39 protein-coding genes and 1 pseudogene are annotated in these 24,739 nt (G+C 56.3%); 29 read left to right on the top strand and 11 right to left on the bottom strand.

Features of this window, described 5'->3' with window-relative positions; translation table 11 throughout:
- Window positions 1-86 precede the first annotated feature (86 nt).
- Entirely contained in the window at window positions 87-407 is a 321-nt protein-coding gene (locus tag ACODTD_RS04015) for a hypothetical protein (RefSeq protein WP_489104500.1), read from the top strand.
- An 18-nt stretch (window positions 408-425) separates the two neighbouring features.
- On the opposite strand, the gene ACODTD_RS04010 is transcribed toward ACODTD_RS04015, so the two are convergent.
- The 4 genes from ACODTD_RS04010 to ACODTD_RS03995 form a co-directional block, all read right to left on the bottom strand.
- Window positions 426-875: a hypothetical protein gene (locus tag ACODTD_RS04010; RefSeq protein WP_489104499.1), complete on the bottom strand. Its 450-nt coding sequence runs from the start codon at window positions 873-875 to the stop codon at window positions 426-428.
- Window positions 876-878: 3 nt separating this feature from the next.
- Complete coding sequence (locus tag ACODTD_RS04005) at window positions 879-1,127, bottom strand: hypothetical protein (RefSeq protein ID WP_489104498.1); 249 nt, start codon at window positions 1,125-1,127, stop codon at window positions 879-881.
- 14 nt (window positions 1,128-1,141) lie between these two features.
- Window positions 1,142-1,438, bottom strand: a complete 297-nt coding sequence (locus tag ACODTD_RS04000; protein ID WP_489104497.1) for a hypothetical protein — start codon at window positions 1,436-1,438, stop codon at window positions 1,142-1,144.
- Between the two features lie 914 nt (window positions 1,439-2,352).
- Window positions 2,353-2,772, bottom strand: coding sequence for a superinfection immunity protein (locus tag ACODTD_RS03995; RefSeq protein WP_489104496.1), 420 nt, complete (start codon window positions 2,770-2,772; stop codon window positions 2,353-2,355).
- A gap of 134 nt (window positions 2,773-2,906) precedes the next feature.
- Here ACODTD_RS03995 and ACODTD_RS03990 point away from each other — a divergent pair, with 134 nt between their 5' ends.
- On the top strand, window positions 2,907-3,128 hold the full coding sequence (locus tag ACODTD_RS03990; RefSeq protein ID WP_489104495.1) for a hypothetical protein: 222 nt from the start codon (window positions 2,907-2,909) through the stop codon (window positions 3,126-3,128).
- Window positions 3,129-3,181: 53 nt separating this feature from the next.
- On the opposite strand, the gene ACODTD_RS03985 is transcribed toward ACODTD_RS03990, so the two are convergent.
- The 3 genes from ACODTD_RS03985 to ACODTD_RS03975 form a co-directional block, all read right to left on the bottom strand.
- Window positions 3,182-3,562: a hypothetical protein gene (locus tag ACODTD_RS03985; protein ID WP_489104494.1), complete on the bottom strand. Its 381-nt coding sequence runs from the start codon at window positions 3,560-3,562 to the stop codon at window positions 3,182-3,184.
- 265 nt (window positions 3,563-3,827) lie between these two features.
- Complete coding sequence (locus ACODTD_RS03980) at window positions 3,828-4,688, bottom strand: LAPAL motif-containing putative phage structural protein (protein ID WP_489104493.1); 861 nt, start codon at window positions 4,686-4,688, stop codon at window positions 3,828-3,830.
- 99 nt (window positions 4,689-4,787) lie between these two features.
- A complete protein-coding gene (locus ACODTD_RS03975; RefSeq protein ID WP_489104492.1) occupies window positions 4,788-5,519 on the bottom strand; it encodes an XRE family transcriptional regulator in 732 nt (243 codons plus the stop codon).
- Between the two features lie 87 nt (window positions 5,520-5,606).
- Here ACODTD_RS03975 and ACODTD_RS03970 point away from each other — a divergent pair, with 87 nt between their 5' ends.
- The 10 genes and pseudogenes from ACODTD_RS03970 (at window position 5,607) to ACODTD_RS03925 (ending at window position 10,943) form a co-directional block, all read left to right on the top strand.
- Window positions 5,607-5,822: a YdaS family helix-turn-helix protein gene (locus ACODTD_RS03970; RefSeq protein WP_085747323.1), complete on the top strand. Its 216-nt coding sequence runs from the start codon at window positions 5,607-5,609 to the stop codon at window positions 5,820-5,822.
- 54 nt (window positions 5,823-5,876) lie between these two features.
- A complete protein-coding gene (locus tag ACODTD_RS03965) occupies window positions 5,877-6,494 on the top strand; it encodes a hypothetical protein (RefSeq protein ID WP_489104491.1) in 618 nt (205 codons plus the stop codon).
- Between the two features lie 179 nt (window positions 6,495-6,673).
- Window positions 6,674-6,983: pseudogene (locus ACODTD_RS03960) on the top strand (phage replication protein); the annotation flags it as partial.
- 2 nt (window positions 6,984-6,985) lie between these two features.
- Window positions 6,986-7,273: an HNH endonuclease gene (locus ACODTD_RS03955; RefSeq protein WP_489104528.1), complete on the top strand. Its 288-nt coding sequence runs from the start codon at window positions 6,986-6,988 to the stop codon at window positions 7,271-7,273.
- Entirely contained in the window at window positions 7,270-8,196 is a 927-nt protein-coding gene (locus ACODTD_RS03950; protein ID WP_489104490.1) for a helix-turn-helix domain-containing protein, read from the top strand. Before ACODTD_RS03955 ends, ACODTD_RS03950 begins: the two co-directional genes overlap by 4 nt.
- The gene (locus ACODTD_RS03945; protein ID WP_489104489.1) at window positions 8,183-8,980 is read left to right on the top strand and encodes a hypothetical protein; all 798 of its coding nucleotides are present in this window, start codon (window positions 8,183-8,185) and stop codon (window positions 8,978-8,980) included. The genes ACODTD_RS03950 and ACODTD_RS03945 overlap by 14 nt, the downstream gene beginning before the upstream one ends.
- Window positions 8,977-9,204 (top strand): hypothetical protein, encoded by a 228-nt coding sequence (locus ACODTD_RS03940; protein ID WP_489104488.1) that lies wholly within the window; start codon window positions 8,977-8,979, stop codon window positions 9,202-9,204. The genes ACODTD_RS03945 and ACODTD_RS03940 overlap by 4 nt, the downstream gene beginning before the upstream one ends.
- Window positions 9,197-9,667, top strand: a complete 471-nt coding sequence (locus tag ACODTD_RS03935; protein ID WP_489104487.1) for a hypothetical protein — start codon at window positions 9,197-9,199, stop codon at window positions 9,665-9,667. Before ACODTD_RS03940 ends, ACODTD_RS03935 begins: the two co-directional genes overlap by 8 nt.
- Entirely contained in the window at window positions 9,664-10,269 is a 606-nt protein-coding gene (locus tag ACODTD_RS03930; RefSeq protein WP_489104486.1) for a recombination protein NinG, read from the top strand. Before ACODTD_RS03935 ends, ACODTD_RS03930 begins: the two co-directional genes overlap by 4 nt.
- Window positions 10,266-10,943: a hypothetical protein gene (locus tag ACODTD_RS03925; protein ID WP_489104485.1), complete on the top strand. Its 678-nt coding sequence runs from the start codon at window positions 10,266-10,268 to the stop codon at window positions 10,941-10,943. The genes ACODTD_RS03930 and ACODTD_RS03925 overlap by 4 nt, the downstream gene beginning before the upstream one ends.
- Window positions 10,944-11,057: 114 nt before the next feature.
- On the opposite strand, the gene ACODTD_RS03920 is transcribed toward ACODTD_RS03925, so the two are convergent.
- Both ACODTD_RS03920 and ACODTD_RS03915 read right to left on the bottom strand, forming a co-directional pair.
- Window positions 11,058-11,453: a hypothetical protein gene (locus ACODTD_RS03920; RefSeq protein ID WP_489104484.1), complete on the bottom strand. Its 396-nt coding sequence runs from the start codon at window positions 11,451-11,453 to the stop codon at window positions 11,058-11,060.
- A gap of 106 nt (window positions 11,454-11,559) precedes the next feature.
- On the bottom strand, window positions 11,560-11,748 hold the full coding sequence (locus ACODTD_RS03915) for an ECs_2282 family putative zinc-binding protein (RefSeq protein WP_489104483.1): 189 nt from the start codon (window positions 11,746-11,748) through the stop codon (window positions 11,560-11,562).
- Window positions 11,749-11,852: 104 nt separating this feature from the next.
- Here ACODTD_RS03915 and ACODTD_RS03910 point away from each other — a divergent pair, with 104 nt between their 5' ends.
- Both ACODTD_RS03910 and ACODTD_RS03905 read left to right on the top strand, forming a co-directional pair.
- Entirely contained in the window at window positions 11,853-12,188 is a 336-nt protein-coding gene (locus ACODTD_RS03910) for an MFS transporter (RefSeq protein ID WP_197867910.1), read from the top strand.
- Complete coding sequence (locus ACODTD_RS03905) at window positions 12,185-12,532, top strand: hypothetical protein (RefSeq protein WP_489104482.1); 348 nt, start codon at window positions 12,185-12,187, stop codon at window positions 12,530-12,532. The genes ACODTD_RS03910 and ACODTD_RS03905 overlap by 4 nt, the downstream gene beginning before the upstream one ends.
- 54 nt (window positions 12,533-12,586) lie before the next feature.
- On the opposite strand, the gene ACODTD_RS03900 is transcribed toward ACODTD_RS03905, so the two are convergent.
- The gene (locus ACODTD_RS03900; protein WP_489104481.1) at window positions 12,587-13,027 is read right to left on the bottom strand and encodes a hypothetical protein; all 441 of its coding nucleotides are present in this window, start codon (window positions 13,025-13,027) and stop codon (window positions 12,587-12,589) included.
- 377 nt (window positions 13,028-13,404) lie between these two features.
- On the opposite strand from ACODTD_RS03900, the gene ACODTD_RS03895 reads away from it, so the two are divergent.
- The 10 genes from ACODTD_RS03895 (at window position 13,405) to ACODTD_RS03850 (ending at window position 21,857) form a co-directional block, all read left to right on the top strand.
- Window positions 13,405-14,028, top strand: a complete 624-nt coding sequence (locus ACODTD_RS03895; RefSeq protein ID WP_489104480.1) for a putative metallopeptidase — start codon at window positions 13,405-13,407, stop codon at window positions 14,026-14,028.
- 31 nt (window positions 14,029-14,059) lie between these two features.
- Window positions 14,060-14,536, top strand: coding sequence for a DUF2280 domain-containing protein (locus tag ACODTD_RS03890; protein ID WP_489104479.1), 477 nt, complete (start codon window positions 14,060-14,062; stop codon window positions 14,534-14,536).
- Window positions 14,508-15,809, top strand: coding sequence for a terminase large subunit domain-containing protein (locus ACODTD_RS03885; RefSeq protein WP_489104478.1), 1,302 nt, complete (start codon window positions 14,508-14,510; stop codon window positions 15,807-15,809). The genes ACODTD_RS03890 and ACODTD_RS03885 overlap by 29 nt, the downstream gene beginning before the upstream one ends.
- Entirely contained in the window at window positions 15,806-17,224 is a 1,419-nt protein-coding gene (locus ACODTD_RS03880) for a DUF4055 domain-containing protein (protein ID WP_489104477.1), read from the top strand. Before ACODTD_RS03885 ends, ACODTD_RS03880 begins: the two co-directional genes overlap by 4 nt.
- Window positions 17,199-18,284 (top strand): minor capsid protein, encoded by a 1,086-nt coding sequence (locus tag ACODTD_RS03875; protein WP_489104476.1) that lies wholly within the window; start codon window positions 17,199-17,201, stop codon window positions 18,282-18,284. Before ACODTD_RS03880 ends, ACODTD_RS03875 begins: the two co-directional genes overlap by 26 nt.
- Before the next feature lie 89 nt (window positions 18,285-18,373).
- A complete protein-coding gene (locus tag ACODTD_RS03870) occupies window positions 18,374-18,868 on the top strand; it encodes a hypothetical protein (RefSeq protein ID WP_489104475.1) in 495 nt (164 codons plus the stop codon).
- Window positions 18,869-18,959: 91 nt separating this feature from the next.
- Window positions 18,960-19,688 carry a hypothetical protein gene (locus ACODTD_RS03865; protein ID WP_489104527.1) on the top strand — a complete coding sequence of 243 codons (729 nt, stop codon included), beginning with the start codon at window positions 18,960-18,962 and terminating at the stop codon, window positions 19,686-19,688.
- A 12-nt stretch (window positions 19,689-19,700) separates the two neighbouring features.
- Window positions 19,701-20,663, top strand: coding sequence for a major capsid protein (locus ACODTD_RS03860; protein ID WP_039772291.1), 963 nt, complete (start codon window positions 19,701-19,703; stop codon window positions 20,661-20,663).
- Between the two features lie 45 nt (window positions 20,664-20,708).
- Window positions 20,709-21,299, top strand: coding sequence for a hypothetical protein (locus tag ACODTD_RS03855; RefSeq protein WP_489104474.1), 591 nt, complete (start codon window positions 20,709-20,711; stop codon window positions 21,297-21,299).
- Between the two features lie 54 nt (window positions 21,300-21,353).
- Window positions 21,354-21,857, top strand: a complete 504-nt coding sequence (locus tag ACODTD_RS03850; protein ID WP_489104473.1) for a DnaT-like ssDNA-binding protein — start codon at window positions 21,354-21,356, stop codon at window positions 21,855-21,857.
- Here the strand turns inward: ACODTD_RS03850 and ACODTD_RS03845 are convergent.
- A complete protein-coding gene (locus tag ACODTD_RS03845) occupies window positions 21,844-22,125 on the bottom strand; it encodes a hypothetical protein (RefSeq protein ID WP_489104472.1) in 282 nt (93 codons plus the stop codon). The genes ACODTD_RS03850 and ACODTD_RS03845 overlap by 14 nt on opposite strands.
- A gap of 65 nt (window positions 22,126-22,190) precedes the next feature.
- Between ACODTD_RS03845 and ACODTD_RS03840 the strand changes: the two genes are divergently transcribed.
- The 5 genes from ACODTD_RS03840 (at window position 22,191) to ACODTD_RS03820 (ending at window position 24,738) form a co-directional block, all read left to right on the top strand.
- Window positions 22,191-22,559, top strand: coding sequence for a hypothetical protein (locus ACODTD_RS03840; RefSeq protein ID WP_489104471.1), 369 nt, complete (start codon window positions 22,191-22,193; stop codon window positions 22,557-22,559).
- Window positions 22,556-23,209 carry a hypothetical protein gene (locus tag ACODTD_RS03835; RefSeq protein ID WP_489104470.1) on the top strand — a complete coding sequence of 218 codons (654 nt, stop codon included), beginning with the start codon at window positions 22,556-22,558 and terminating at the stop codon, window positions 23,207-23,209. The genes ACODTD_RS03840 and ACODTD_RS03835 overlap by 4 nt, the downstream gene beginning before the upstream one ends.
- Entirely contained in the window at window positions 23,206-23,622 is a 417-nt protein-coding gene (locus ACODTD_RS03830) for a phage tail terminator-like protein (protein WP_489104469.1), read from the top strand. Before ACODTD_RS03835 ends, ACODTD_RS03830 begins: the two co-directional genes overlap by 4 nt.
- Before the next feature lie 69 nt (window positions 23,623-23,691).
- Window positions 23,692-24,348, top strand: a complete 657-nt coding sequence (locus tag ACODTD_RS03825) for a phage tail protein (protein WP_489104468.1) — start codon at window positions 23,692-23,694, stop codon at window positions 24,346-24,348.
- Window positions 24,349-24,357: 9 nt separating this feature from the next.
- A complete protein-coding gene (locus tag ACODTD_RS03820; protein WP_489104467.1) occupies window positions 24,358-24,738 on the top strand; it encodes a phage tail assembly chaperone in 381 nt (126 codons plus the stop codon).
- Window position 24,739: the final 1 nt, after the last annotated feature.

The following is a 24,739-nucleotide window of genomic DNA, read 5'->3' as shown; positions in this document are numbered from 1 at the left end:
CCCGCGCTATCCTTGCGGAGCGCTGTTCTATTCAAAAAAATGGATATGAGATACTCCCCGATTCACTTAATTAGCGAGGTCAAGGAATGGCAAAGACAAAGATTGTTCAGGCGCCAAAACCACAGAGTGGTTTTTATGGTGGGACCATAAAAAATACTGGTCTGGATCAGCGCGCGACCCTCGAAGAAATTATGGTGAATCTGGCGACGGCCTTGGGCATCAAGGAGATCTACAAGGCAGATACCGCTCGCGGAAGCACAATTTACGAGCCGCAAGGAAAGGGCTTTTTTTATTCCTATCAAAGCGCATCTAATACCATCCTTGAGCTATCTCGTGATGTTGCAAAGCGTGCGGCTGATGCGAAGAAGCAAGCTGCGGCATTACGAAAAGCGGAGAGTTCGGTGTAGCGAACTCTCGCTTGACGCTTACGCGGCGTCTGCCTTGCGCTGCTCTGCCAAGTCTGCTGCGCGGCTAGCTTCAAGCTCTTCGGCGCGTGCCCGGCCGTATTCATTTGCATGGGGCCGGATAAGTGACTCAGCTACCTCATGAAGAGCGGTCGGGCTATTTTGGTTCTTCGGCGCACCCAATGCTTCGATAGCGAAGTCATAAGCCCTTCCGTGCACGCGGCGTCCGTCGGCGATGACCTCGCAGATCATCTGCTCAATCGGATACTCGCGGTTATCCGTGAGCAGTGGGGCAATATGTTCTTGTGCACCCAAGTGTTCGGCCAGCGCCTCCCACAGTGTTTGCGGAGTCACCAAAGCAACCGTCTTACCGTGAGCTCGCGGCGCCGTGACGTTGTCACCGCAGATCAGCGAGTTGACTGCGTCGTGGAGCCAGTCCGGCCCTTCAACGGTGTCTAGGAAATCAGTCATCGTCTACTCCTGGGATTCAAGCTTGCGCGCCAAAGCGCAGGCCTCGTTGTGATCGCGACGGAAGCCACGGGCTTTGCCGTTGCGGCCATCCACGACATGGAAGAATGCAATACCAGCCGGCTTCACAACGAAGCGAGGCATCGTTACCGGTAGTGGCCGGCCGATCAGTGAGTAGAGGTCTTCCGTAGCGATGCGGGAACGAATGCGCAGTGCTGCACGCACTTCTTTGCCGAGTTGAACGCTTGGGTGCATAGGCGCCTCCAGAGTTAGGCGGTGGCCTTTGCTGCAATTAGCTGCTTCGCCTCTATCTCTTCGTCGAATGACAGAAGGTGAGGCGCTGCAAGGTAAAGGCTGAGTAACCGTTCGTTTTCATCCGTTGACCACGTTTTGTTGGCCAAGCATTCTTCGTTGGGCCTGACAAAGGCCAAAAGCGCTGACTCGATAACTCCACTCATGGTTCGGCGCTGGATGCGACCCATGACGTCAAGCATGTACTTAACGCGTGGACTGATTCGAACGCCGATTTGGGCGCTACGAGTTTTCACGCCAACCTTCTTGGCCATGACTTTCTCCAATCGTTGATTGATCCAACAAAACTCGGATGCACTCATCCGCTCCGCTGGTTGCCGTTGGGCGCGGAGGGGAGTGCATTCGGGATTTGTCGGAGGGTGTATGGAGGGAAAGTGGTGTGGCGGCGCAGTGGGGCCGGCGGTGGAGATTTATTCCAAGCCGCCGGCAACGAACATGGTTACTCTACGGTGCAAATCCAGCGGTGGTTATGCCGGTATGGCGCGCGGGTAAAGTGGACATCTGAGACCAGATTCATTCCGCGCTGCTGGAGCGCCTCGGTCAGTTGCACGAGTGTCTCTGCTTGGATAGTCATTGCTGTCACCTCGTCAGATTTACTGCGTTCATAATTCTTGACCGAGCGGGCAAGTTGCTAATTCATTTTTTCTAATTCGGCGATTGTTCAATCCATACCGCAGAGCGCTCCCTGACTGTCCCCTTCATCTGAGATTTAGGGCAAGGAGTGCTCTGCGCTATGGATTGATGCCGCTTAAAAAATGCGGCATCAATAAAACTTTGGGAATTACGCGCCTCCTACCAGGTCATTCGCCAGTTCGGTCAACACCTCGTCCGCCGTCGCAGTTCTGCGCGTTGGTAGCCTTTCGGGGCTATCGGATCGCCGGTCGCCAGTAGTGGCAGCGCGTTTTTGTTCACCTGACTTCATCTCGCCCCACAGGTGTGGCCGGGGCTGACCTCCCAGCGTGAGCCGGGTAATCGTTTATGGCGCGGGTTGTTAAAGAGCGGCGGGTCTCTTGAGCCCCTTCGCAGTGGCTGTGTGTCGCTGCGATGAGCGAAATATAGGAGAGCCCATATTTAGTGTCAATGGGAATTCCCATAAAATTCAATTCTCCTGTATTTCTGGTCGCAAAAAAGCCCGCGCTTGGCGGGCTTTAGATGGCGCCAAGGTTAATTAGGCGGGCTGCTTTTCCAAATCAGAACCACAGTACCTGCACTTCTTGGCGGCGGCCTTGATGGTTTCGGCACAGAAAGGGCAGTCTTTCGTTTCGAGCTTGCGTTCTGGTTCGCGGTGCGTTGATTCAGGAAAGCCACTTTCTCTTGCGAACTCGAAGGGTGTGGGCCTGCTTAGAGCCCATATGAATGCGACAAGCCAACCAATAAACGTCCATCCGGCCAAGAGGTTCAGTGCGAAGATGGGGGTAGCTTTGGGATGTTCGCCAAGCGCACAGATCGCCGGATAGAAGTACAGAGCTACGGCGCTCGGGATAAGCACAATTCGGGCGAGGACTGCAAAATCGCCGTAGCCACGACCAACTAATAAGCTGACTAGGCAAACAATTAACCAAATGGCTAACCCCAAAATTTTCATCATCGACCTCCCTGGAATAGTGGGAGAACTCTAGCACTCATGGCTGAGCGCCACCATCTGCTGCGCCGTCAGTCGCCGCCACTGAACGGCAATGCTATGGGAGATCTCTACCGTTGCACCCCCACCAGGTACTCACGATGATCAACAATCGGAAAGCGCAGGCTCTGTCCGCCTGGCGAAAATTACTCGAAGAGCCAGAGATTCGAATGGATGCCGAAGAGCAATATGACGAACTGCTCAAAATGGCAGACGCTCTGGAGCAAGATGGCCTGATCACTGCAGGTGAGTGGCGTCAGCTAGTGAGAGAGGCTGGTACGAGGTTCGCTCAAGCAACTGAAGGGCTCGAGGGCGGCACATAGGAGGGGAGGGCGGAATGAAAAAGCCCGGCACTGGGCCGGGCCGCCTCTTTCAATTATTCTGCTATGGAAATAGGAGTGACCGTATGGGTGCGCCCCTTTTCAAAATCGGTACGAGCATTTTGTAGCTTGGTTTGGAAGTCTTCAAGCTGAATTCGGGTTCTTTGCTTGAAGTCGTCGCTGTTGGATTCGTCCTTGAGATGCTTTTTACAAACTTTAATTGAAGACTTCAAGCTGGCAATAATTCTAGTCAGCTCTGCGGGATCATCAATTCGGATATAAATCTTCAACAGCCAAAGAGACAAAAACGGTGAAATTATTCCGCTCGATGCCATTATTCCTTGAGTTACTTCCGGTATGCCAATTACAGATGTTGCTGCTAATGCGGCACCATTTACTACGGAGGTCGAAAGGGCCATGAACATATTGTTATTCATTGCGCGGCCTCCAGTTTGTTCAGTTCTTCATTTGAAAGCTTTCTAAAAGATGAACCTTTAATGATTGAATGCTTTACATGGTACGCTTCTGTTACAAATCCATTTGTTTGATACTGAATTATAGTGTCGCGAGGAAACAAGGTGTAAGCGAGGTGTCTTACGATTTTTCTCGTAAATATAAATATTAGCGGCGAGCTCAAGATAAGAACAAGCCATCCAATTGCTTGAGCTATCAGTAACGGAGACCACATGTTAATTCCTGCGGTTAGTTGAGTTCGTTAATTACTCGGACTATATCATATTTTGTTTTTGTGCCGCTAATATTTATTGTTTCAGTTTTTTCGAGCTCTACAGTGTATAGCTTGTCCTTTTGAAATGCTTCTTCATTGGCGGATACTTTTGCCATGAAGTTGTCATCTCGAATAGTTACTGATGTCTCCAGCCCATCCGTGCTTTGTATTGTCCAACTGCGACGGCTTTTGAAATTGAGTTTCGTGAATTGAACTACTTTTTCTAGTACTTCCTTGTTTTCTTTTTCGGTGACGTCAGATCGAATAGGAGTGAAGTTTTTTATCTCTGGCTCTGCCAGAACTACTTCGGCGTCGTCGGAAATAAATGAGATTGTTGCTGCTTCCCTTCCTTGTAACGGTGCCTGCACTATTTTGTGTAGCGCTTGCCGAATTTCCTTGCTGGACACAAGTTGAGCGACATTTGAATTTGTCTTAATTGGTCCGTCTTTCGTTATTAAGGTTGCTTCTTTAGTTTGGGCGTTTATAATTACGCTGTCAATTTTTGTGTCTTTCAGTCGATCAATTATTCCTATGGCTGTGGCAGCGCTTGCAACGGCCCCGGCAACACCGATACCGATACTCTTCATTACTGTTATTGTAGTAAGAGGGTCGGCCACAATAGCGAATACGATTTCCAGAGAGCCTTCCTTGGCAGGTGCAATTACCTTCAGCTCCGCTTCGGAAGAGCCATTGCTTACGATAGATGCAGCCTTAGTAATTAAGTCGTGCATGCCGACAATTGCATTTCCAAGGTCTTTGGCATTTATTTTATGACTTTCAAGATCGCCGGAGGCATCGTAAGAAATAGTAAATTCCGTTTGGATTTGGTTGTCCATTTTTTTTTGCCCTGGCTATCGTTTCAGTTATGTGTTTGTTATGCTTTCGTTTTTATAAGTTTTTTGATTTTTTTAAGCCATAAATATGTTGCTGACATATCAGCGTGAGTACATCGCCCACCAGAACACATGCCCCAGAATAGAGATCTGCTGTTCCTGGATTTGCTGGAACGTGTAGTCCTCGTCCGGATGTTCGTCGCGGTTGAAGCTACGCAGGCGAATACCGATTGGGATGCGGTAGACCTGCTTCACACGAAGCTGGCCGTTGTGGTTGATAGCGTACATCTCGCCGTCGACGATATCGCTCAGGGAGTTTTTCCCTACGTTTACTCCTACAGTGGCGCCATCTCGCAACACTGGAACCATGCTGTTGCCGCTCACCACCACGCACTTGGCATTACTGAATTGCACGCCGTTGTGCCGAAGGTCTTTTTTGAAGAAGCGCAGTCGCGAGTTGGCGTTTTCCTCGATAGCAAATCTGCCAGAGCCGGCCGCCAGTTCGACTTCATGAAGGAAGGGGACGTAGACCTCATCGTCATCGAGCGGGGTCTCGTCGTCCCAGGTTTCGATGGTGCCGAGTTTCACACTAGGCTGGATGCGTTCAGCCTGATGACCAGGCACACCCTTGAGCATGTCACCGACACCTTCAGCCAGCCACATCGGGGACACGCCACATACAGAGGCGATCTGAGCTGCGAAGGCTGTAGCCTTCGATTTTCCCCTCTCCAAATCGGAGATTGAGGTCTGGGTGAGTCCAGCGCGCTCAGCAAGCTCAGTCTGATTGAGCTTGGCGTGGCGGCGGGCGGTTTTGAGTCGGTCTTTGAATTCCATCCGTGGAGTATTACGGGCGCTCCCATACCCTTGCAAATCGGTATTCCCGTAACCTAATATATGGGTATTCCCGTATGGAGGGGCATCATGAACGCAATTTATAAGGGACTCGTTGACTACTTCGGCACTCAGGAGGCCACCGCCGAAAGGCTCAAGGTTGATCAAAGCACCGTTTCCGGCTGGGTTCGGGGGAAGCACGGCATGTCTCCGGTTATTGCCAAGCGAGCGGAGGCGCTGACCGAAGGTGCTTTCAAAAAAGAAAAGCTGTGTCCTTCGTTTCCTTGGGCCGAGATGGCCGCCTGAGCAACATCCCTGTCCGCCAATCCGTTGAAGCCAGATTAGAAGAGAGCAGTCCCCATGGAAACGTCCAGTCCAAGACACAGCGCACAAACCCGTGATCAGGTTCTGATCGCGCACGCTCAAAACCAGATCGCGCGCACCAGCTTGAGTCAGGACGATTTCGCCCAAGCGTTGAGCCGGGAGATCTGCCTACGAGTTCCAACAGCGAAGATCATCCAGGCAAAGGTCCCGGACTTTGACGAGCTAGCGCGTCTGAACAATTTAGGCGAATTCGTGAAGGCAACGGGCCGCTGGCTGAAGCGTGTTCAGCGTTGGCTGTCGGGCGATCAGGATATTCCGTCATGGCTGGAAGAGCCCTGGGTGAATGCTCTTGAGCCCGAGTTTCGCGACCACTGCATCAACGAACTGGCCGGACGCCACGGCTTGATCGGCGCCCGCCAGATGCAGAGCGACCAATGCGCCAACAAAAGCTTTGGTGCGCTGATCCGCGCACTGGGCGACGTGATCGATACCGGCAGCGAGGTCTTTGACGACCAGTTGATGTGCGAAAAGGACCTGCCGCACCTGCCGGCGTTCGCCAAGCAATGCCGTCAAGTTGAAGCAAGAGCAGGGGAGCTGGGCCGGAAAGCGGAGGCTCTGATCAACGGAAAGCCAGCACTGAGATCCATCGCCTGAATCCCGGGCACAAAAAAGCCGACGGAGAAGGTCGGCTGATTCGCAAAACTAGAGAGGCCCGATTATGCAGAGCCAACCCACCCCAAGCAATACCCCCAACAGTGTCGCGACACGTTTTTCGAATTCTGAAAACGTGTCGCGAGCTTTTATCTTTTCCGTTCACGTCAGGAACACCTGACATGCAGTTCACCGTCACGATCAATCAGGTGAAGGCGCTGGAGTGGGGGCTGAATTCTCAGCAGGCCCTGCTGTTTGCCTTCGTCTACGGTTGCCCGAGCTGGACCAAGCCAATCAAGACTGACGACGGGATCTTCTTCGCGTTGAGCAAGGCCAAAATCATTGAGGAGCTACCACTACTCACCGATAAGCCAGACACCGCGTACCGCATGCTGAAGGCCCTGGAAGAGGCCGGTCTGATTGAGCTTTCCAGCACTTCGAACATCACGCTGTTCCGCCTGACCGAGAAGGCGATCGAGTGGAATCCCGATCGCATGGGGCATTTCAGTGCATACCAGTCGCCGGCGCAGCCACCTCGCCGTCGAACGAAGAAAAAGCCCATCCCTTCAGAATTGCGAACTCTCGTTTTTGCTCGAGATGGGCATGCCTGTCTGCGCTGTGGCTGTTCGGTGCGACTCCGCTTGAGAGCTGACCATGTCATTCCAGAAAGCCTGGGTGGCGAAGCATCCATGGAAAATCTTCAAACACTGTGCATGTCCTGCAATAGCTGGAAGGGTGTTCAGACCATCGATTTTCGCGGTATCACCGGAGGTGCCGCATGAGCATGGGCCTTATGGTCGCCGCTATGAAGCTTCGCGTCGGTAACCCACTGCGTAAGCTGGTCCTCATCAAGCTGGCAGACAATGCCAGTGATATGGGGGAGTGCTGGCCGTCCTATCAACACATCGCCGATCAGTGCGAGATCAGCAAGCGTTCCGTTATGAACCACATCACCGCACTGTGTGAGTCAGGACTGCTGCGCAAGGAAATCAGGAAGGGTGGGCCGAAGGGCAATTCGTCGAATGTTTACTTCCTGACCCTCGATGGTGGTGCACCTCCTGCACCAGGAGTAGTGCAGCAGATTCACCAGGGTAGTGCAGCAGGTTCACCCCCTAGTGAATCTCTTGCACTAGGGGGTAGTGCAGGAGCTGCACCCAGAACCAGTCACTCCTCTGAACCAGTCAATGAACCGGTCATTGAACCAATTGCACCCTCGGCCTCCGCCGAGGTCGTGCCGGTTCAGTCCCGCAACCTGGTGCTGGTGGTTGATCGCGTCGATGCTCCACGGGTTGAGATCCCCGCTGACATGCCGGGCCCCAAAGACCAGTCCTGCAAAACCTTCAAGGTCTGGGCGAACTACGCCATGGCCTACCGCAAGCGCTACAGCACCTGGCCGGTGTGGAACGCCAAAGTCGGCGGGCAGCTCGGCCAACTGGTCGACCGGCTCGGCGCCGATGTAGCCCATCACGTCGCCGCTCACTACCTGAAGACCAGCGACGCCGGCGTCCTGCGCAAGTGCCACAGCCTCAACGAACTGCTGGCCAACGCCGAGAGCTACCACACCCAGTGGGTTACTGGTCAGCGCATCAACGGGACCACCGCCCGCCAGATGGAGCGCACCGAGGCAAACGTCTCCGCCGCCGAGCAGGCCGCGCAAATGGTCTTGGCCAAGCGCCAAGGGGGAGAGCGCAATGAATACCTCTGAAATGAACGACCAGCAGGTTGCTGGCCTCGCTGCCGCAATCTGCGCCACCGCCGAATCCATGGGTCAGGAAATGAACCCCGGCACCGCGGCGATGATGGCTGAAGACCTCTGCGCCTACTCGGTGCCGACCGTGAAGGCCGCACTGAAGGCCTGTCGCTTCGAGGTGAAGGGCAAGCTTGCAATGGCCGACATTCTCCAGCGCGTCCAGGCTGCCGATGGGCGTCCGGGCAAGGACGAAGCATGGGCGATCGCCATGACCACGAACGACGAGTTCGAAACCGTGGTGCTGACCGACGAAATCCAACTTGCTCTGGCCGCTGCAAAACCTGTCCTCGACGCCGGCGACAAGGTTGGTGCGCGCATGGCGTTCAACAGCGCCTATGAGCGGTTGGTGGGGCAAGCCCGGGAGGACAACAAACAGGTGAACTGGCATGTCTCTGTCGGCTTCGACGCCAACCGCCGCACGCAGGCGATCACCAAGGCTGTGCAAATGCAGCGGATCCCGCAGGGGCGCGCCCAGCAGTACCTGGCCGACTTGAGTGTCGCGCCGGTCACCGAGGACGGCCGGGCGGTTGCGGCTCTGCTCACCGGCGAAGTCGCTCGGCCTTCGCCAAAACTGCGGGAAAAGCTCGCTGCGGTGAAGGACTCGATGCTCGCCATGCGGAAAGCCTCGGCCGAGGAAAAAACAGAACTGCGAATTCTGGCAGCCAACGAGCTGGCGGATCGCCGGGCGCTGCTGATTCAGCAGGCCGAACAATTGAAAGCAAGGAGCGCTGCTCAATGAACATCGATAAACAAAAGCTTCACAAATTGCTCTGGGCTGAAGCTGCGTCATACCGCACCGATTGTGCAGACTGGAAGCGCAACACCGAGGCGCTGCAGGACTTTCTAGGGGAGAAAACAGTGGAAGAGGTGGCGCTGGAGTTGCTGGCCGAAAACGAGCGACTAACACGGCAACTCGGCGAGCTGATGAACGGATTGCCGAACAAGGTGGCCACCCATGGCTGACAAAATCTCCGTGAACTGTCAGGCGAAACTCTCCGAGGCCATCACGAAGCTTAGCTCTATGTACCGCGACAAGAAGTTCGTCGTGGTTTCACTGCGCCCTGGCAAGGACCGCACGCTCGACCAGAACCGTCTCTGGTTCGCCATGTACAAGCGCATCTCCGAGATGACCCAGATCGGTGATGAGGCGGACGCCCGCCGGTACTGCAAGCTGCACGTCGGTGTGCAGATCCTGCTGAACGAGGACGCCGGGTTTCAGGCGGAGTGGTACCGGGTGATGCGTCACCTCCCGTACGAGACGAAGCTGGCCATGATGGGCGGCTGCCATCTGTTCGGCCCGGACGGGTTCCCGGTGACCAGTTTGTTCAGTCGCGCCCAGGGCATCGCCTACACCGACCGCATCGTCGCGCGCTTCGCTCCAGAGGGCGTGCACTTCGATGATCTGTTGAGCCAGGAGGCCGCATGACGATTGAACGGAAGCAGCCCAAACCGAAGAAATGCCGCGTTGCTACTTGCAGGGCCTCATTCGTCCCATCGCGGATGGGGCAGGCGGTATGCAGCCCGGCATGCGCACTGATCGATGCGCCGAAGAATCACGATAAGGCTCGCAAAGCCATCGCCCAGCGCGACCGCCGCGAGATCAAGGTCCGCAAGGAGAAGTTGAAGAGCAGGGCGGATCACCTTCGCGAAGCCCAGGCCGCCGTGAACGAATACGTCCGCCTGCGTGACGCGCACCTGCCGTGCATCAGCTGCGACTCGATGCCGAACGACAGCGACCTCATGACCGGCAGCCGCTGGGACGCCGGGCACTACAGATCTGTCGGTGCCTGTCCGGAGCTGCGTTTCGAGCCACTGAACATCCATCGCCAGTGTGTGAAGTGCAATCGCAACCTGTCCGGTAACGCGGTCGAGTACCGGATCCGGCTGGTGCTGCGCATTGGCGCCGAAACCGTTGCATGGCTTGAAGGGCCTCATGAGCCCCTGAAGTACACCGTCGAAGAAATCAAAACCATCAAGGCTGAATACCGGGCCAAGACCCGAGAACTGAAGAAGGGACAGGCAGCATGAAATTGATCAACGCACGTCAAGCGTGGACAGACGCACAGCATGAGTCGAACACCTCAATTAGTGCTGCAGCGGCTGACCGGGCAAAATCCGCGACCGTCGTCCGGAAGGAGAAGGCCGCGCTTCGAGAGGTGATCTTCGCCGCCCAAGGCGAGGACAAAGAAGAGCGCATCATGGCTGTGCGCCAGAAGATCCACATTGCCGAGACGCGCCGCACGCCTATTGGCCGTTCAACGCATCGAGCTGCGCACCTGGTAACCATGGGTAAAGTGCAGAAGGCAATCGAGTCGCTGCCGTTCCAGGTGCAGCAGTTGGGGCACTATCTCTATCACCCCTGCATGACTGTCGTTCACATGCTCAACGCCGAGAAGCTGATTTGGTCGGATACCGACTTCAGTGCACTCACTGATGCTAAGGCGGCGAAGGTGCATTGCCTGATCACCTGCGCCCTGCAGTCCTACAAGGCCGAGGCGAACGGCGGTGACGCGTGGGGCCCGGCTCGAGTGTCTGACGCCATGATGAAGCTGTACGGGATCGCTATCCAGCCCAAGCATTGGGATCGCGACTGGCTCGACATCTGGATTTTCCTGCGAAATGCCATCGAGGAAGTGGATGTTCAGGCTCAACAGCCGGTGTGGCAGGTTATTCACGCAGAAAATTCAGAGGATGCGGCATAAAGATGTTGCCATGGTGGGGGTTTTGATGTACTTTTTCCACACTGCGCAACTTACCTCCAGCGCACGACAGCTACGAAACCCGGCCACCGAGCCGGGTTTTTTATGCCTGATGGTTTAATCGAATTTCAAATCAGCCTTGATCGAGGCGAGTTTCTTTCGTTCATCCGCCTCCGAGGCTGCCTGAGTAGCGGCGATCTGCTGTTTTTGTGCCAAATACTCTCGATAGGCTTGATTCGTCTCTGCGATTACTTTTTTCAGCTGAGGAATGTGGTCTGTTTGTAGCTCATGCGGGACGCAATAGATTTCGAGTTGCTTACCTGAAACCGAGGCATTTCGCTTCATCATGTAAAACTGCTGAATCCAGCGATCGTTGAAGTAGCTGGACCATTCATATGGGGCTGAAGCTGAAAGGTTAAGGACAATGTTGATGAGTGCAGAGCTCGGATCGCTCTTGTACGAGGCTTCGTCGTCTAGGGACACAATCTTTATATCTTGAAATTCCGTAGCCATGGAACTCTCCTTTGGTTGCTGTAGCAGTGATTGTGAATGCCAAACTAAACCATTGTTGCATTCTAAAAGCCATCAGGTTCAGTGAGGCTGAAGGGAGCGGCATCGGCTACTTGAAAAGCTTTCCAAGCTGTTTTTTCATAGCTTCAGTTGCCTGATCGCCCACTTGCTTCATGATTTTTCCATAGGTTTCAACGGCGCCGCACTTGCCGCATGTGATTTTCGAACTATCTGTGGGCCGGTTAGGGATTTCAAATTGGTCGCTGCCACATTTCTTGCACTTCAACGACACCTTCATATTTTGCCTTCCAATTGGTTTTCAGATTCCAAACGGTAGCACAAAGCCATAAGTCCGCCATTTGGCCGGTCTCATATCAATCATGCACCCACGGAGTCGAGCGCATGGAGTTATTACAGCGCCTGCTCGACAAGATCGACAGGTTTGAATTGCTGATCGCAGGACTGGTCGGCGCTGTCGTCGCAAGCTGGTGGCACAAGGACGATCTGGCTGATTGGCGCGCCTGGCTGATCTTCCTGATTACCGGTATCGCTTGCTCGCTGTACCTAACAAGCATGGTCAGCACCTATCTGGGTGTGACTGAGCCGAAGATCGTCGCCGGTATCGGCTTCCTGCTAGGCACCTTCGGCGGATCGCTGCTCGCGGCCATCAACCGGGCCATCAAAGCCGCTGACCTCTGGGCGCTCATTCGCCAGCGGTTCGGGGGAGGCAACCCATGAATCTTGAACTGATCAACTCCATCGCCTGCGGCTTGATTGCCTTCTGGGCGACCTGGTGTGTTCTGAGCGGTCGAGTGCGGGACGGTGTCATCGGCAAGCTGATCTATTCGGCGATCGCCATCAGCGGGTTCGTTGTGATGAGCCGGGAGCAGAACATCTTCATGATGGGCCCGACCACCGCCGGGATCACGCTTCACGTCTCGCTGGCCCTGGCCGGCATGCGCCACATCTTCATGGTCATCTGGTGGCACCGGGTGAAGGCCTGGCTGTGCCGGACGCTGAACTGCGAGCACTGCCTGCAGTGTGACAAGGCGCCGGGCGGGATTGAGCGCCGGGGCAAGTAACCCGCGCCACAATTTGGCGTATTCAAAATCGTGGCGCGACTTTCATAGGACCAGCTATACCCCGAACTGCGAATATCTCTTCGAAAGGAGGGATATCAGCTGAGTTTTTGCTTCTGCATAGTCCGCCGCATTTACACCCCTGCGCTGATCAGGCGTCAGTACATTCGGACCGCTCAGCATCGTCGAAATGGTTGAGAGTATTTCCGACCTAATCGACCGTCCCTCGAACTCAGTCCACAGCGCAGGGTTACGGTTTTGATCAGTAAGCGCATCGAACGCCAACGCGATAAGGTCCGCCGGGTTGTCCTTGCTGAACGCTGATTCTTTACTCATGGTGAGGCTCGTAAGCTCGGGAGATGGTGCGCCAGCTTCCCGAAGAACCGTCCTTATGATTTCAAGCATCTGCTCCACGTTTTCTTCGGAAGCTGGGATTCCATTACGAAGAGCAGCATCCCCCCTGCTGTACGCGGTTAAGCAGTGATTCACGATATTCATGTACCGGTCTCTTTCTGGTGGTTAGGGGCGTATCAATACCGGCAACGTGCCACTATTTCAACCACGACTTTAGGGTTATCTGAGAAAATTTATGACAACCAAGCAACCCGACTGGGAGGCGATCGAACGAGCCTACCCAGCCGAGATTGCAAACGTCAGGGCTTATTGAGCAGGCAAGCTACAATCCCAGGCTCTAAGCATTCCGGAGCCATCATGAAAATGACGACTGCTACTGCGAGTACTAAGTAAATCGTGTTTTTCATCCTGTGAACCTCGTTGGTTAATGAGCGCTCATTAGGCCCCGGCTGGTTCGCACATTGGTGGGCAATCTGCCCCCCTTTTGGGGGCGAACTCTGAATTGAGAAGGTTCTTCTGGTATGAATCGGCCGCGCCCTCCTGCTTCATTGGTCGAGTTATCCGACCTTTCGGATTTCGGCACCCGCTTGATGCCAGCCCCCGAAGTATGGGAATGGCTCCAAGCCGAAATCCTCGCCGACACAGGCAGCATCCACAACGAAGAGCATGCCCATCTGATCGATGCAGACATTCGTGTGATGTGGGCGTCTGCTGCCTTCACGAAGAAGGGGCGCACCGTGGTCGGCCAGGCCGAACAGGTCGCGTTCCGCGCCGGCGGTTGGCAGAAAGCCCGGATGGAGCAACAGATGCGTGATTGGTTCGGTGACGTGCCGGCCTACATCATCACCTTGGCAGCCGACTACTGCGCCAAGTGTTCCGACGCTGATTTCTGCGCACTGGTGGAGCATGAGTTGTTCCATATCGCCCAGGCGAAGGATCAGTACGGCGCGCCCAAGTTCACCCAGGAAGGCTTGCCCAAGCTCGAGATGCGCGGACACGACGTTGAAGAGTTCGTCGGCGTGGTCCGCCGCTACGGTGCCAGTCCAGCGGTTCAAGAGCTGGTGGATGCTGCAAATAATCCTGCTGAGGTAGGGAAAATGAACATTTCGAGGGCCTGCGGAACCTGTCTGCTCAAGTCGGCCTGATTCTGGACAGGCTCTGGACGGATGAAAATCTATGGCAGCCCTTCAAAACGACGTGAAGGCCTTTATCGTTCAGGCCTTGGCGTGCTTCGACACGCCTTCACAGGTTGTTGAAGCCGTCCAAAAGGAATACGGGATATCGGTGACTCGCCAGCAGGTTGAGACACACGACCCAACAAAGACATCAGGGAAAGGCCTGGCCAAGCGCTGGGTGACGATGTTTGAAGACGCCCGCAAGCGCTTCCGAGAAGAAACCGCCGAGATCCCGATCGCCAATCGAGCATATCGCCTGCGCGCCATGAACCGGTTCGTCGAGAAGGCAGAGACGATGAAGAACATCGGTCTGGCCATGCAGATCCTGGAGCAGGCCGCGAAGGAAGTCGGCGACGTCTACGTCAATCGGCAAAAGAAGAATGATGACGATGGCGAGCCGGTAGTGCCGACCTCGGTGCAGGTTCATGTGATCAATGCGAGGAAGCCGGATGCCGAGCCTGAATGTTCCGCAGGCTGACTTCCTCCAGCTTCCGCATAAATTCCGTGGTTTCGTCGCCGGGTTCGGTTCGGGAAAGACCTGGGTCGGCTGCGCGGCGCTGTGCAAGCATGTGTGGGAATGGCCGGGTATCAACTCCGGATACTTCGCACCGACCTACCCGCAGATCCGCGACATCTTCTTCCCGACCATCGAGGAAGTGGCCTACGACTGGGGCCTGAAGGTCAAGACGAAGGAGAGCGACAAAGAGGTCGACTTCTACAGCGGTCGTCAGTACCGCAGCACCACGATTTGCCGTTCGATGGAGAAGCCGCAGACCATCGTCGGTTTCAAGATTGGCCACGCGCTGGTGGATGAGCTCGACGTGTTGCCCTCGCTGAAGGCGCAGCACGCCTGGCGCAAGATCATTGCCCGGATGCGCTACAACGTGCCCGGTCTGAAGAATGGCGTGGACGTGACCACGACCCCGGAGGGGTTCAAGTTCGTCTTCCAGCAGTTCGTGAAGCAGATCCGCGAAAAACCTTCGCTGAAGGACATGTACGGCTTGGTGCAGGCCAGCACGTTCGATAATGAGCTGAATCTGCCCCCCGACTACATCTCCTCCTTGATGGAGTCGTACCCGCCGCAGCTGATCCGCGCGTACCTGAATGGCCAGTTCGTCAACCTGACGTCTGGATCGATCTACCACGCTTATGACCGCAAACTGAACCAGTGTTTCGATACGGTCCAGCCCGGCGAGCCGCTGTTCATCGGCATGGACTTCAACGTCGGCAAGATGGCGGCGATCACCCACGTCAAACGTGATCAGGGTCTGCCCCGCGCCGTGGATGAATTGATGGATGGCTACGACACGCCGGACATGATCCGCCGTATCAAGGAACGCTACTGGGAGCACACCGGCAATGACTTCAGGAAAACCTGCGAGGTCCGGATCTATCCGGACGCTTCCGGTGATTCGCGCAAGTCGGTCAATGCCAGCCTTACCGATATCGCCATGCTCAAACAGGCAGGCTTCACGGTCATTGCGCCGGCGGCCAACCCGCCGGTTAAGGATCGGATCAACGCCATGAACGCCATGTTCTGCAATGCACAGGGCGAGCGGCGCTACCTGGTCAATCCATTCACCTGCCCGACATACGCCGATGGCTTGGAGCAGCAGATCTGGGCGCCAAACGGCGAGCCGGACAAGAGCCAAGGCAACGACCACGCCAACGACGGCGGCGGTTACTTCATTCACCGCGAGTATCCGATCATCAAACCGGTCACCGCTATCAAAATGGGATACGCCCGATGAGCAACGACGTCTCCTTCAAGCGGGCGGACTACATCGAAGCGCTTGGACGCTGGGCTACTGTGCGCGACGTGTGCGCCGGACAGCACCGGGTTGTCGACCGGTTGCCGTACATCAATACTCACGACAAGTCGCTTGAGAACAAAGATCGCAACAAGGCCTACCGCGAGCGGGCTGTGTTCAAGAACGCCACGGGTCACACCCGAAACGGCCTGCTCGGCCTGGCCTTCCACAAAGACCCCACGCTGGCTGTTGCGAAGAAACTGGAGTACTTGCAGGACAATGCCAACGGCTCCGGCGTGAGCATCTACCAGCACTCGCAAGGCACGCTGGAAAAGGTGCTTGAGGCTGGGCGGCATGGTCTGTACGTCGATTATCATCAAGACGCCGGCGCCGGTGGTCACTCTGTGATCCTGTCGTACTGCGCCGAGGACATCATCAACTGGCGTACAGGGATGGTGAACGGGCACAGCGTGCTGACTTTGGTGGTGTTGCGCGAATCACCGGAGATCGAAGACGGCTTCGGTTTCAAAGTGGTCGAGCAGTACCGGGAGCTGGCACTTGAGGCTGACGGCTTTGTTTGCCGAGTTTGGCGCAGGTCCGGACCGAAAGGTGGCGGCCCATTGGCGGTAGTTGAGGAGTTCAGGCCCACCGGCACCGCCGGCCGCCTGAAGGAGATCCCGTTCACCTTCGTCGGTGCGCAGAACAACGATCCGAGTATCGATGAGTCGCCGCTCTACGACATTGCCATGATCAACCTGGGCCACTACCGAAACAGTGCCGACTACGAAGACAGTGTCTTTTGGTGCGGCCAGGCTCAGCCATGGATTTCCGGTCTGGACGAGCAGTGGCGCGACTGGATGGAGAAAAACGGAGTTTACGTTGGCTCTCGCGCACCGATGATGCTGCCTGCCGGTGGTCAGTTCGGATATGCCCAGCCGCTGCCGAACACGCTGGTGAAGGAGGCCATGGCCGACAAGAACCAGATGATGATCGAGCTGGGCGCCCGAATGGTAGTGGCTTCTCTCTCGTCCAAGACGGCGACCGAGGCCCGTGGTGATCAGTCTGCTTCGACGTCGGTCCTTGCCGGCTGCGTAGCGAACGTCAGCGAGGCGTACACCCGGGCGATTATGTGGTGCTGCACCTACATGGGCGTCGACGACGCGAAGGTCGCATACCAGATCAATCAGGAGTTCGTGGAACTTACGGCTGATCCGCAAATGATCACTGCACTGGTCGGCCTCTGGCAGAACGGTGGATTCGCCAAAGCGGATCTTCGGGCGTACCTGCGCAAGTTGGGCTTGATTGCTCCTGAGCGTACAGACCAACAGATCGATGGCGAGCTGGCAGAGCAGGGCGACGGCCTGGGCCTGGACGACGAGGACAAAGTAGATGGCGGCAAACCAAGCAATCCTTGACGCCACAATTCGGCACGCGGTCTTCCTCGAAAAGCTGAAGGCCGGCGAGGTCGGCAAGTTCGCGCCATTCCTCAAAGAGATCGACCGCTCGATCCGCGATCGGCTCACCCAGTCGAATCTGACCGAGTACAACGTGAAGCGGCTGGAGGCGCTGCTGAAAGAGGTCGACAGTCTGCTGCTGGGCATCTTCGACCGCTACAGCGTGCAACTGAACCTGGACCTGGTGGATATCGCCAACTACGAGGCTGAGTTCGAGGCGACCAGCATTGCCAGGTCGGCACCGGTGGGTGTGTCGCTGGATGTGGTCGCGCCGACGGCCGCAGCAATTCGCACCGCAGTGCTGACGAATCCGCTCAGTGTGCGCGGCACAGGCGGCGGGAAGCTGCTGAAGGCCTTCATCAAGGATTGGACAGGTGCAGAGCGTGAGCGCGTTACCGGCACCATCCGGCAGGGCTTCTTCGAAGGGCAGACGAACTTCCAGATCATTCGCAATATTCGTGGCACCAAGGCGGCAGGGTACAAAGACGGCATCCTGGCCACCACCAACCGCAATGCCAGCACGGTCGTGCACACAGCGATTCAGCATGTGTCCTCTCAAGCGCGCATGGAGGTGGCTAAGGCCAACACGGACATCGTGTCCGAGGTTGAGATGGTTGCCACGCTGGACAGTAAGACCAGTCAGCAATGTCGGTCGATGGATAAGCGAAGGTTTCCCGTCGATTCCGGGCCGAGGCCACCGTTTCACCCAAATTGCCGAACCACGTTCGTCCTGCTGACCAAGCTCAGCGATATGTTTGCAAAGGGCGCCACGCGGGCGGCAGTGAGCGCTGATGGAGCAGGGCAGGTCAGTGCGAGCCTCGACTATTACCACTGGCTTCACCAGCAACCGGCGTCGTTTCAGGACGTGGCAATCGGGCCGGTGCGTGCGAAGCTGTTTCGCGAAGGTGGACTGAGCGTCGAGCGCTTCGCGGAGATGCAGCTTGATCGCAACTTTGCGCCGCTGACCCTGGCGCAGATGAAAGCGCTGGAGCCGCTTGCGTTTGATTTAGCTGGGTTGTGAGGATTTAGTCGTTGAATTAAGGTGATCGTACATACTTCTGAAGATGGAATTACACAGTGCTCATAGGATTGAATGATCGCGAAAGGAATATGCTAACTAATAAGGCGCTGGAATATATATCACTGGCGTCGCTAGGTCCAAACCTAGGCATTTATGAGGTGAAACGTTTAGAGAAGGCTCGCAGAGAGCTCCGAGAGTTTGTGTGCTTAGTAAGTACTAAGAACTCACTGGCAAGATCTGATTTTTTTGTTTTTTATCGTTTTGTATGTTTTCTTGGTAGTCAGCGTGTTTTAGCTAAGTCCTTAACAAAAAAAGGCTTTGGGTTAGATTTTGCGCGGTTTTCTCAGCTTAGTTTATCTGGGACTTACAACATAAAATTAGCATCTCGCATGCTGGATGTGCACAGTGAAATTGTATCCAGCTTTCCTAAGGTTAGACCGTTATTTTTAGCTATTAGCCTTGTTGAAGTGGCCGCAACCACTGTTCGCTGCAGTCAGCATAGAACTTGCGACGTCGTTAGTTGTTTGGATTGTTTTGCTGCGCTGGAAGAAAATTTGTCAGTCGTTTCTATGATTTATGAATAAAGTTTTTTAGTTGAGTTTTACATGGTTACCCGCTTCGGCGGGTTTTTTTATGCCCGCAAAGCTGGCGAACAAACCCAAGGGGTGCATCAACGTGGCAGAAGAAAACGAAATCGACCTGGACAATCCGGCAATCAAGGCCGCTATCGCGACTGCCGTTGAGGCATCCGTTTCTGGTCTGAAAACCAAAAACTCCGAACTGCTGGGCAAGCTGAAGGACACCACTACCAAGCTGTCGCAGTTCGAAACCCAATTCGAAGGCATCGATATCGACGCGGTGAAAGGCTTGCTCAGCCGTGCTGGCCAAGACGAAGAAACCAAGCTGCTGACTGAGGGCAAGGTGGATGAAGTGTTCAATCGTCGTACCGAGCGTTTGCGTGGCGACTACGACAAACAGTTGAAGACTGTCACCGCGCGGGCCGAGAAGGCCGAGGCGTTCGCTGCCAAGTTCCAGGGTAAAGTCCTGGGCGACTCGGTTCGCGGTGCGGCACTCAAAGCTGGGGCGCTGCCGGAAGCAACCGACGACATCATCCTGCGCGCCAAGGGCGTGTTCTCCCTGAATGAAGAGGGCGAAGCGGTCGCCGTTGATGAATCCGGCCAGGTCATCCTCGGCAAAGACGGAAAGACCCCTCTGACCCCGCTCGAATGGGCGGAATCACTGCGCGAAAGCGCACCTCATCTGTGGCCAAGGGCCTCAGGAACACAAGCTCCGGGCGGGGGCGGCGGCCAGGCTGCATTGAAGCGCTCCGAAATGAATGCCGAGCAGAAGCGCGATTACCAGCGCAAGCACGGCCAAACCGCATATCTGCAACTGCCCAAGTAAGGGGATCCACCCATGGCAACGACTGTTAACAGCGACCTGATCATCTACAACGATGAGGCGCAAACCGCATACCTGGAGCGTGTCCAGGACAACCTCGATGTGTTCAACGCATCGTCCAACGGTGCGATTGTGCTCGACAACGAGCTGATCGAAGGCGACTTCCGCAAGCGTTCGTTCTACAAGATCGGCGGCTCGCTGGAGCATCGCGACGTCAACTCCACCGGCAAGGTGACGGCGAAGAAAATCGGCGCCGGTGAGGCCGTTGGCGTGAAAGCGCCGTGGAAATACGGCCCGTACCAGACCACCGAAGAGGCGTTCAAGCGTCGCGGTCGTCCGGTCGACGAGTTCTCCCAGATCATCGGCGCCGACGTTGCTGACGCCACTCTGGAAGGCTTCATCCAATACGCCACTGCCGCGCTGCGCGCTGCAATCGGCTCCAACGCCGGCATGGTGGTCACCGCCAACATTGAAACGGATGGCAAGAAGACCCTGACCCGGGGCATGCGCAAGTTTGGTGACAAGTTCGGTCGTATCGCCCTGTGGGTCATGCACTCCAGCGCCTACTTCGACATCGTAGACGAGGCGATCACCAACAAGATCTACGAAGAAGCAGGTGTCGTCATTTATGGCGGACTGCCGGGCACTCTCGGTAAGCCGGTGCTGGTAACCGACACCGCGCCGGCCGACGTGATTTTCGGTCTGCTGCCGAATGCGGTGGTGATCACCGAATCCCAAGCCCCGGGTTTCCGCTCCTACACAGTCGACGACGAAGAAAACCTCGGTATCGGATACCGCGCGGAAGGCACTGTGAACATCGACGTGCTGGGCTACAGCTGGAAGGACGCCACCGGCGGCTCGAACCCGACGCTGGCTGCGGTCGGCTCGGCTGCCAACTGGGTTAAGCATGCCGATAGCAACAAGGTCACTGCCGGCGTGATGATCACCCTGACCACCACGCCACCAGCCGGCGGCTGATACTTGCCCTGACAGCGGCCAGCGATGGCCGCTACGGAGACTTTTATGGAACTGGTTTACTCCACTCAGAATTCGGATTTCGATCCGGAAAAGCGGTACCGCAATCCGGCACACTTTGATCGGCCAGAGTCCGGCGTGACCCATGCGGTTGTGATTGGTGACTGGCCGAAGGTAGTCGCAGCCTATGAGGCGCTGGACGTCGAGGTATCGGTGTTGCAGCCGTTGATCAGCCCGCCCGTTGATTCGGGTGCTGCTGATACTATTGCCGGCCTGGAACATGAGAACGACAGCCTGCGAACTGAGCGTGACGGCATCCTTCGATTGATCGAAGCCGCTGAAGCTCTGACGGACTTGGAGCATCCGGGCGCCGGCGAACTGCCGATCCGCTTGTTCGGTGCGCTGAAAGCCATTCACGAAGGCTTTGAGGCGCTCACGGGGGAGCGTGACAACTTGGCGGGCGAGGTTGAATCCTTACGCGCCGAAGTCGAACGCCTCAAAGTGGCGGCTGAGCCGGTCGACAATGCTGAGAAGATCGCCGGCCTCAAAGCGCAACTCGAGGCAGCCAATGTGCCGTACCGGGCGAATGCTTCGATAGAGTCGCTGGAAAAAGCGGTTTCTGAGCTGCCCCAGGCGTAACTGTCTGGGCGCATTCAACGGCGCCCGACACCAACCCACACAGCGAGCTGATTCATGACTCTCATCATCGAGGACGGTACCGGCAAGCCTGACGCTGAGAGCTACGCATCTGCCGAAGACCTGGCCATGTACGCCGTGAAGTTCGGCGTGGTCATCCCTGCGGAAGTGCCAGCACAGGAAGCGCTGCTGCGTCGGGCCGCACTGGCGATGGATGGCATGACGTGGAAAGGGCGGAAGACCAATAGCGAGCAGGCCCTGTCCTGGCCGCGCCGGGGCGTCGAGCTGGATCGCGAGATCAAGCCTGACAACTACCTGCCGGCGCGGATTCAGTACGGGCAGATGGCGCTGGCTGCCGAGATCCACACTGACGATGTCGACCCGATCGAGAAACGCAAAGGTGCGGTAACGCTGGAACGTGTCGAAGGCGCGGTAACTCGCGAATACGCGACGATTCCGAACACCAGCGGCCGACTTTTGCCGGCGGCGCCGGATCGGCCGAGCGCCACGCAGTTTGCTGATTACCTGTTAAAGCGGGGGTTATTTGCTATTCGCTCGTGAGGACGGGATCCCAGAGCAGGCTTTCAACTGCGGCCGCAATCAGTTCGCGATCGACCCATTCCGGCACCACTTCGTCTTTAGTTCTCGGATCATCCAAAATCTCATCCACTATCTGATCTATGCCAGCGTTGGCGATCATTTTTTGAAGGCCTTCTGGATAAAGGGGAACGGCGAGCTTTTTCGCAGACATGTGATTTCGAACCCGGTACCTCCAGCGTTCAAGCCCCTCCTCACGCGTGATTCCGTTGTTAAAAGTATCGTCGCTCATTTGAATCTCCTGCGTGGTTTGTGAAGGGGATATTGGTGCACAAATCTTTTTTTCAAGAGGTTCAGATGACCTTCTACGACGAAATGGCCGCGATGACTTTGGAGATGATCACAGAGTTCGGCCAACCAGTAATCATCCGCGCTACGACTGTCGGTGAGTACGATCCCGAAACCGGTTCGGCACCTCCCGACAGCACAAAAGAGCAGACCGCCCAAGGCATCCTGCTCGACTTCACCGGTCAGGAATTCCAGAGTAATAGCCTCATCAAGCAGGGTGACAAGAAGCTGAAGATCGCCGCGCAGGGGCTGGAGTGGGTGCCGGATCTGCTGAACAAAGTGATCATTCAGGGCCGCACCTGGTCCATCGTGCCACCTCTGAAAGAGGTGAATCCGGCCGGCACACCGATCCTGTATGAGTTGCAGGTGCGATCATGAGCAAATACTCGGGCCTCAACGGCAGTTTCGCAGAGAACATCCGCCAGTTCGCTGAGAAGGCCCAGGCCGGGCTCGACGCCACCTTCCGCGAAATCGTGATCGAGATCGGCAGCAGCGTTATTCGGATGTCGCCGGTGGGCAACCCCGAGATCTGGGCCGCGAACGTGGCGCATCGCGCCACCAACGCCCGAGCTGCCGATGACTACGATTTCAAGGTCGCCGTGCGCAATACCCTCATCAATCTCGATGACAGCCACTTCACCAAGGCCGGGAAGCTCAAGCGCGGAGTGAAGTACGCCAAGCCGCTGACAAAGACCGAGCGCGACCAGAACTTCAACGTGAATGGACTGGTTGCCGGCAAGGATTACGTCGGCGGCCGATTCCGTGGGAACTGGCAGTTCTCGATCGGCGCGCCGGCTGAAGGTGAGCTTGATCAGGTCGATCCGGCCGGTAGCGTCACGCTGGCGAAGCTCAGACTTCAGGTCGAGCAACTGACCATCGGGCAAACGGCGTACATCGTGAACAACCTGCCATATGCGGTGCCGCTCGAGTACGGCCATTCCAAACAGGCACCGGGAGGCATGGTGCGCATCACGCTCGCGCGGTTCCAGCAGATCGTCGACGAAGCCATCAGGAACAACCAGGTATGAGCCACAACACCATTGCTTCGATCTACGAGGCCAAGTTGATCGCCTGGGCGAAGGCGCTAACTACACCGCTGAAGGTGGTCGTTGAGAACGAGGAATACACGCCAGTCGACGGGATAACCTACCTAAAAGCGTTCACGTTGCCGGGCGATACCGCGAGCAACACGCTTGCCGGCGATCACAAGCTCTTCACCGGTGTGTTTCAGATCAGCATCGTGACACCAGCGGGCAAGTATCGCGGCGCGGCCGGCGCGTTGGCTGACCAGATCGCCGCGCTGTTTCCGCTGTACGAGCGAAACAGGAAGGGCGCGCTGACCGTGGTGACCATGACACCGGTTGACCAAGGGCCAGGCATTCCCGACGACACAACCTACACCGTTCCGGTTTCGTTCACGTACCGGGCCGACATCAACTAATCCGCCCATTGGGCAAACCCAGAACCCGCTATTGAGCGGGTTTTGTCATTTCTGAAGAGAGGAAAACCCATGGCCGGCATTCAAATGCCCAACGGCGCAACGTTCGAAATTGCTTCCGCCTATGGCACAGCGATCCCATTCACTGCCCTTACCAATGCCAACCCGGCGGTGGCTACCGCCGCAGCGCACGGCCTGGCCGAGGGCGACATCATTGCTCTCAGCTCTGGCTGGACGCGCCTGGACGGCCGTGCCGTGCAAGTCGGTGAGATTGCCAGCGGCACTTTTGCGCTCGATGGCGTGGACACCACCAACATCCAGCAGTATCCGGCCGGTTCGGGCGTCGGTGCTGCTCGCGAGGTGACGACCTTCACCGAGATCTCGCAGATCACCGAGCTGAACTCGACCGGCGGCGACCAGCAGTTCCTGACCTTCGGTTTTCTGGCCGATGACGACGACCGCCAGATGCCGACCACCAAGAACCCGATCACGCTGACCATCACGGTCGCTGATGACCCCTCCAAACCCTATGTTGCTGTCTGTGAGGCGGCGGACGACGACAAGCAGGCGCGCGTTCTGCGCCTGAACCTGCCGGGCGGTAGCCGCATCATCTACAACGGTTACGTCTCGATCACTTCGACTCCGACCATGTCGCGTAACAATTTGATGACTCGCGTGATCAGCATCGCGCTGACCGGACGCCCAACCCGTTACAGCGCCTCGGCGTAAGGAAGGCACATGGCAAAGTTCACACTCGCCCAGAACCCAACGTTTAAGCACGTCGTCATGCTGCCAACAGTCGGCGGCGATCCGGTTAGCGTCGAGTTCGAGTTCAAGTATCGCGACCGCACTGAGTTGGCCGGCCTCTACGCAGAGTGGGGCGAGCGTCATAAGGCCCTCAAAGAAAAAGCGGAAGAGGCCGGCATTGAGCAGTTCACTGCTTTGCTGATTGATCTGCAGGTCGAGCAGTTGCGGGCGATCGTCGCCGGCTGGGATATCGCCGAAGAGTTCACCGACGAAAACCTGCGCATCCTGGTCAAGTCCATCGCCGCCACTCCGGGCGCAGTGTTGGCCGCTTATTCCGATGCCTTCAGTAACGCCCGCTTGGGAAACTCCTAAG

Source organism: Pseudomonas sp. FG35 (assembly GCF_057809295.1).
The sequence above is the reverse complement of the archived record's forward strand: the minus strand, read 5'-3'. Positions and strand labels throughout refer to the sequence as shown.

Excerpts from the sequence above, each read along its gene's own strand:
- ACODTD_RS04015 (WP_489104500.1), top strand. The coding sequence starts at position 87 with ATGGCAAAGACAAAGATTGTTCAGGCGCCAAAACCACAGAGTGGTTTT.
- ACODTD_RS04010 (WP_489104499.1), bottom strand. The coding sequence starts at position 875 with ATGACTGATTTCCTAGACACCGTTGAAGGGCCGGACTGGCTCCACGAC.
- ACODTD_RS04005 (WP_489104498.1), bottom strand. The coding sequence starts at position 1,127 with ATGCACCCAAGCGTTCAACTCGGCAAAGAAGTGCGTGCAGCACTGCGC.
- ACODTD_RS04000 (WP_489104497.1), bottom strand. The coding sequence starts at position 1,438 with ATGGCCAAGAAGGTTGGCGTGAAAACTCGTAGCGCCCAAATCGGCGTT.
- ACODTD_RS03995 (WP_489104496.1), bottom strand. The coding sequence starts at position 2,772 with ATGATGAAAATTTTGGGGTTAGCCATTTGGTTAATTGTTTGCCTAGTC.
- ACODTD_RS03990 (WP_489104495.1), top strand. The coding sequence starts at position 2,907 with ATGATCAACAATCGGAAAGCGCAGGCTCTGTCCGCCTGGCGAAAATTA.
- ACODTD_RS03985 (WP_489104494.1), bottom strand. The coding sequence starts at position 3,562 with ATGAATAACAATATGTTCATGGCCCTTTCGACCTCCGTAGTAAATGGT.
- ACODTD_RS03980 (WP_489104493.1), bottom strand. The coding sequence starts at position 4,688 with ATGGACAACCAAATCCAAACGGAATTTACTATTTCTTACGATGCCTCC.
- ACODTD_RS03975 (WP_489104492.1), bottom strand. The coding sequence starts at position 5,519 with ATGGAATTCAAAGACCGACTCAAAACCGCCCGCCGCCACGCCAAGCTC.
- ACODTD_RS03970 (WP_085747323.1), top strand. The coding sequence starts at position 5,607 with ATGAACGCAATTTATAAGGGACTCGTTGACTACTTCGGCACTCAGGAG.
- ACODTD_RS03965 (WP_489104491.1), top strand. The coding sequence starts at position 5,877 with ATGGAAACGTCCAGTCCAAGACACAGCGCACAAACCCGTGATCAGGTT.
- ACODTD_RS03955 (WP_489104528.1), top strand. The coding sequence starts at position 6,986 with ATGGGGCATTTCAGTGCATACCAGTCGCCGGCGCAGCCACCTCGCCGT.
- ACODTD_RS03950 (WP_489104490.1), top strand. The coding sequence starts at position 7,270 with ATGAGCATGGGCCTTATGGTCGCCGCTATGAAGCTTCGCGTCGGTAAC.
- ACODTD_RS03945 (WP_489104489.1), top strand. The coding sequence starts at position 8,183 with ATGAATACCTCTGAAATGAACGACCAGCAGGTTGCTGGCCTCGCTGCC.
- ACODTD_RS03940 (WP_489104488.1), top strand. The coding sequence starts at position 8,977 with ATGAACATCGATAAACAAAAGCTTCACAAATTGCTCTGGGCTGAAGCT.
- ACODTD_RS03935 (WP_489104487.1), top strand. The coding sequence starts at position 9,197 with ATGGCTGACAAAATCTCCGTGAACTGTCAGGCGAAACTCTCCGAGGCC.
- ACODTD_RS03930 (WP_489104486.1), top strand. The coding sequence starts at position 9,664 with ATGACGATTGAACGGAAGCAGCCCAAACCGAAGAAATGCCGCGTTGCT.
- ACODTD_RS03925 (WP_489104485.1), top strand. The coding sequence starts at position 10,266 with ATGAAATTGATCAACGCACGTCAAGCGTGGACAGACGCACAGCATGAG.
- ACODTD_RS03920 (WP_489104484.1), bottom strand. The coding sequence starts at position 11,453 with ATGGCTACGGAATTTCAAGATATAAAGATTGTGTCCCTAGACGACGAA.
- ACODTD_RS03915 (WP_489104483.1), bottom strand. The coding sequence starts at position 11,748 with ATGAAGGTGTCGTTGAAGTGCAAGAAATGTGGCAGCGACCAATTTGAA.
- ACODTD_RS03910 (WP_197867910.1), top strand. The coding sequence starts at position 11,853 with ATGGAGTTATTACAGCGCCTGCTCGACAAGATCGACAGGTTTGAATTG.
- ACODTD_RS03905 (WP_489104482.1), top strand. The coding sequence starts at position 12,185 with ATGAATCTTGAACTGATCAACTCCATCGCCTGCGGCTTGATTGCCTTC.
- ACODTD_RS03900 (WP_489104481.1), bottom strand. The coding sequence starts at position 13,027 with ATGAATATCGTGAATCACTGCTTAACCGCGTACAGCAGGGGGGATGCT.
- ACODTD_RS03895 (WP_489104480.1), top strand. The coding sequence starts at position 13,405 with ATGAATCGGCCGCGCCCTCCTGCTTCATTGGTCGAGTTATCCGACCTT.
- ACODTD_RS03890 (WP_489104479.1), top strand. The coding sequence starts at position 14,060 with ATGGCAGCCCTTCAAAACGACGTGAAGGCCTTTATCGTTCAGGCCTTG.
- ACODTD_RS03885 (WP_489104478.1), top strand. The coding sequence starts at position 14,508 with ATGCCGAGCCTGAATGTTCCGCAGGCTGACTTCCTCCAGCTTCCGCAT.
- ACODTD_RS03880 (WP_489104477.1), top strand. The coding sequence starts at position 15,806 with ATGAGCAACGACGTCTCCTTCAAGCGGGCGGACTACATCGAAGCGCTT.
- ACODTD_RS03875 (WP_489104476.1), top strand. The coding sequence starts at position 17,199 with ATGGCGGCAAACCAAGCAATCCTTGACGCCACAATTCGGCACGCGGTC.
- ACODTD_RS03870 (WP_489104475.1), top strand. The coding sequence starts at position 18,374 with ATGCTAACTAATAAGGCGCTGGAATATATATCACTGGCGTCGCTAGGT.
- ACODTD_RS03860 (WP_039772291.1), top strand. The coding sequence starts at position 19,701 with ATGGCAACGACTGTTAACAGCGACCTGATCATCTACAACGATGAGGCG.
- ACODTD_RS03855 (WP_489104474.1), top strand. The coding sequence starts at position 20,709 with ATGGAACTGGTTTACTCCACTCAGAATTCGGATTTCGATCCGGAAAAG.
- ACODTD_RS03850 (WP_489104473.1), top strand. The coding sequence starts at position 21,354 with ATGACTCTCATCATCGAGGACGGTACCGGCAAGCCTGACGCTGAGAGC.
- ACODTD_RS03845 (WP_489104472.1), bottom strand. The coding sequence starts at position 22,125 with ATGAGCGACGATACTTTTAACAACGGAATCACGCGTGAGGAGGGGCTT.
- ACODTD_RS03840 (WP_489104471.1), top strand. The coding sequence starts at position 22,191 with ATGACCTTCTACGACGAAATGGCCGCGATGACTTTGGAGATGATCACA.
- ACODTD_RS03835 (WP_489104470.1), top strand. The coding sequence starts at position 22,556 with ATGAGCAAATACTCGGGCCTCAACGGCAGTTTCGCAGAGAACATCCGC.
- ACODTD_RS03830 (WP_489104469.1), top strand. The coding sequence starts at position 23,206 with ATGAGCCACAACACCATTGCTTCGATCTACGAGGCCAAGTTGATCGCC.
- ACODTD_RS03825 (WP_489104468.1), top strand. The coding sequence starts at position 23,692 with ATGGCCGGCATTCAAATGCCCAACGGCGCAACGTTCGAAATTGCTTCC.
- ACODTD_RS03820 (WP_489104467.1), top strand. The coding sequence starts at position 24,358 with ATGGCAAAGTTCACACTCGCCCAGAACCCAACGTTTAAGCACGTCGTC.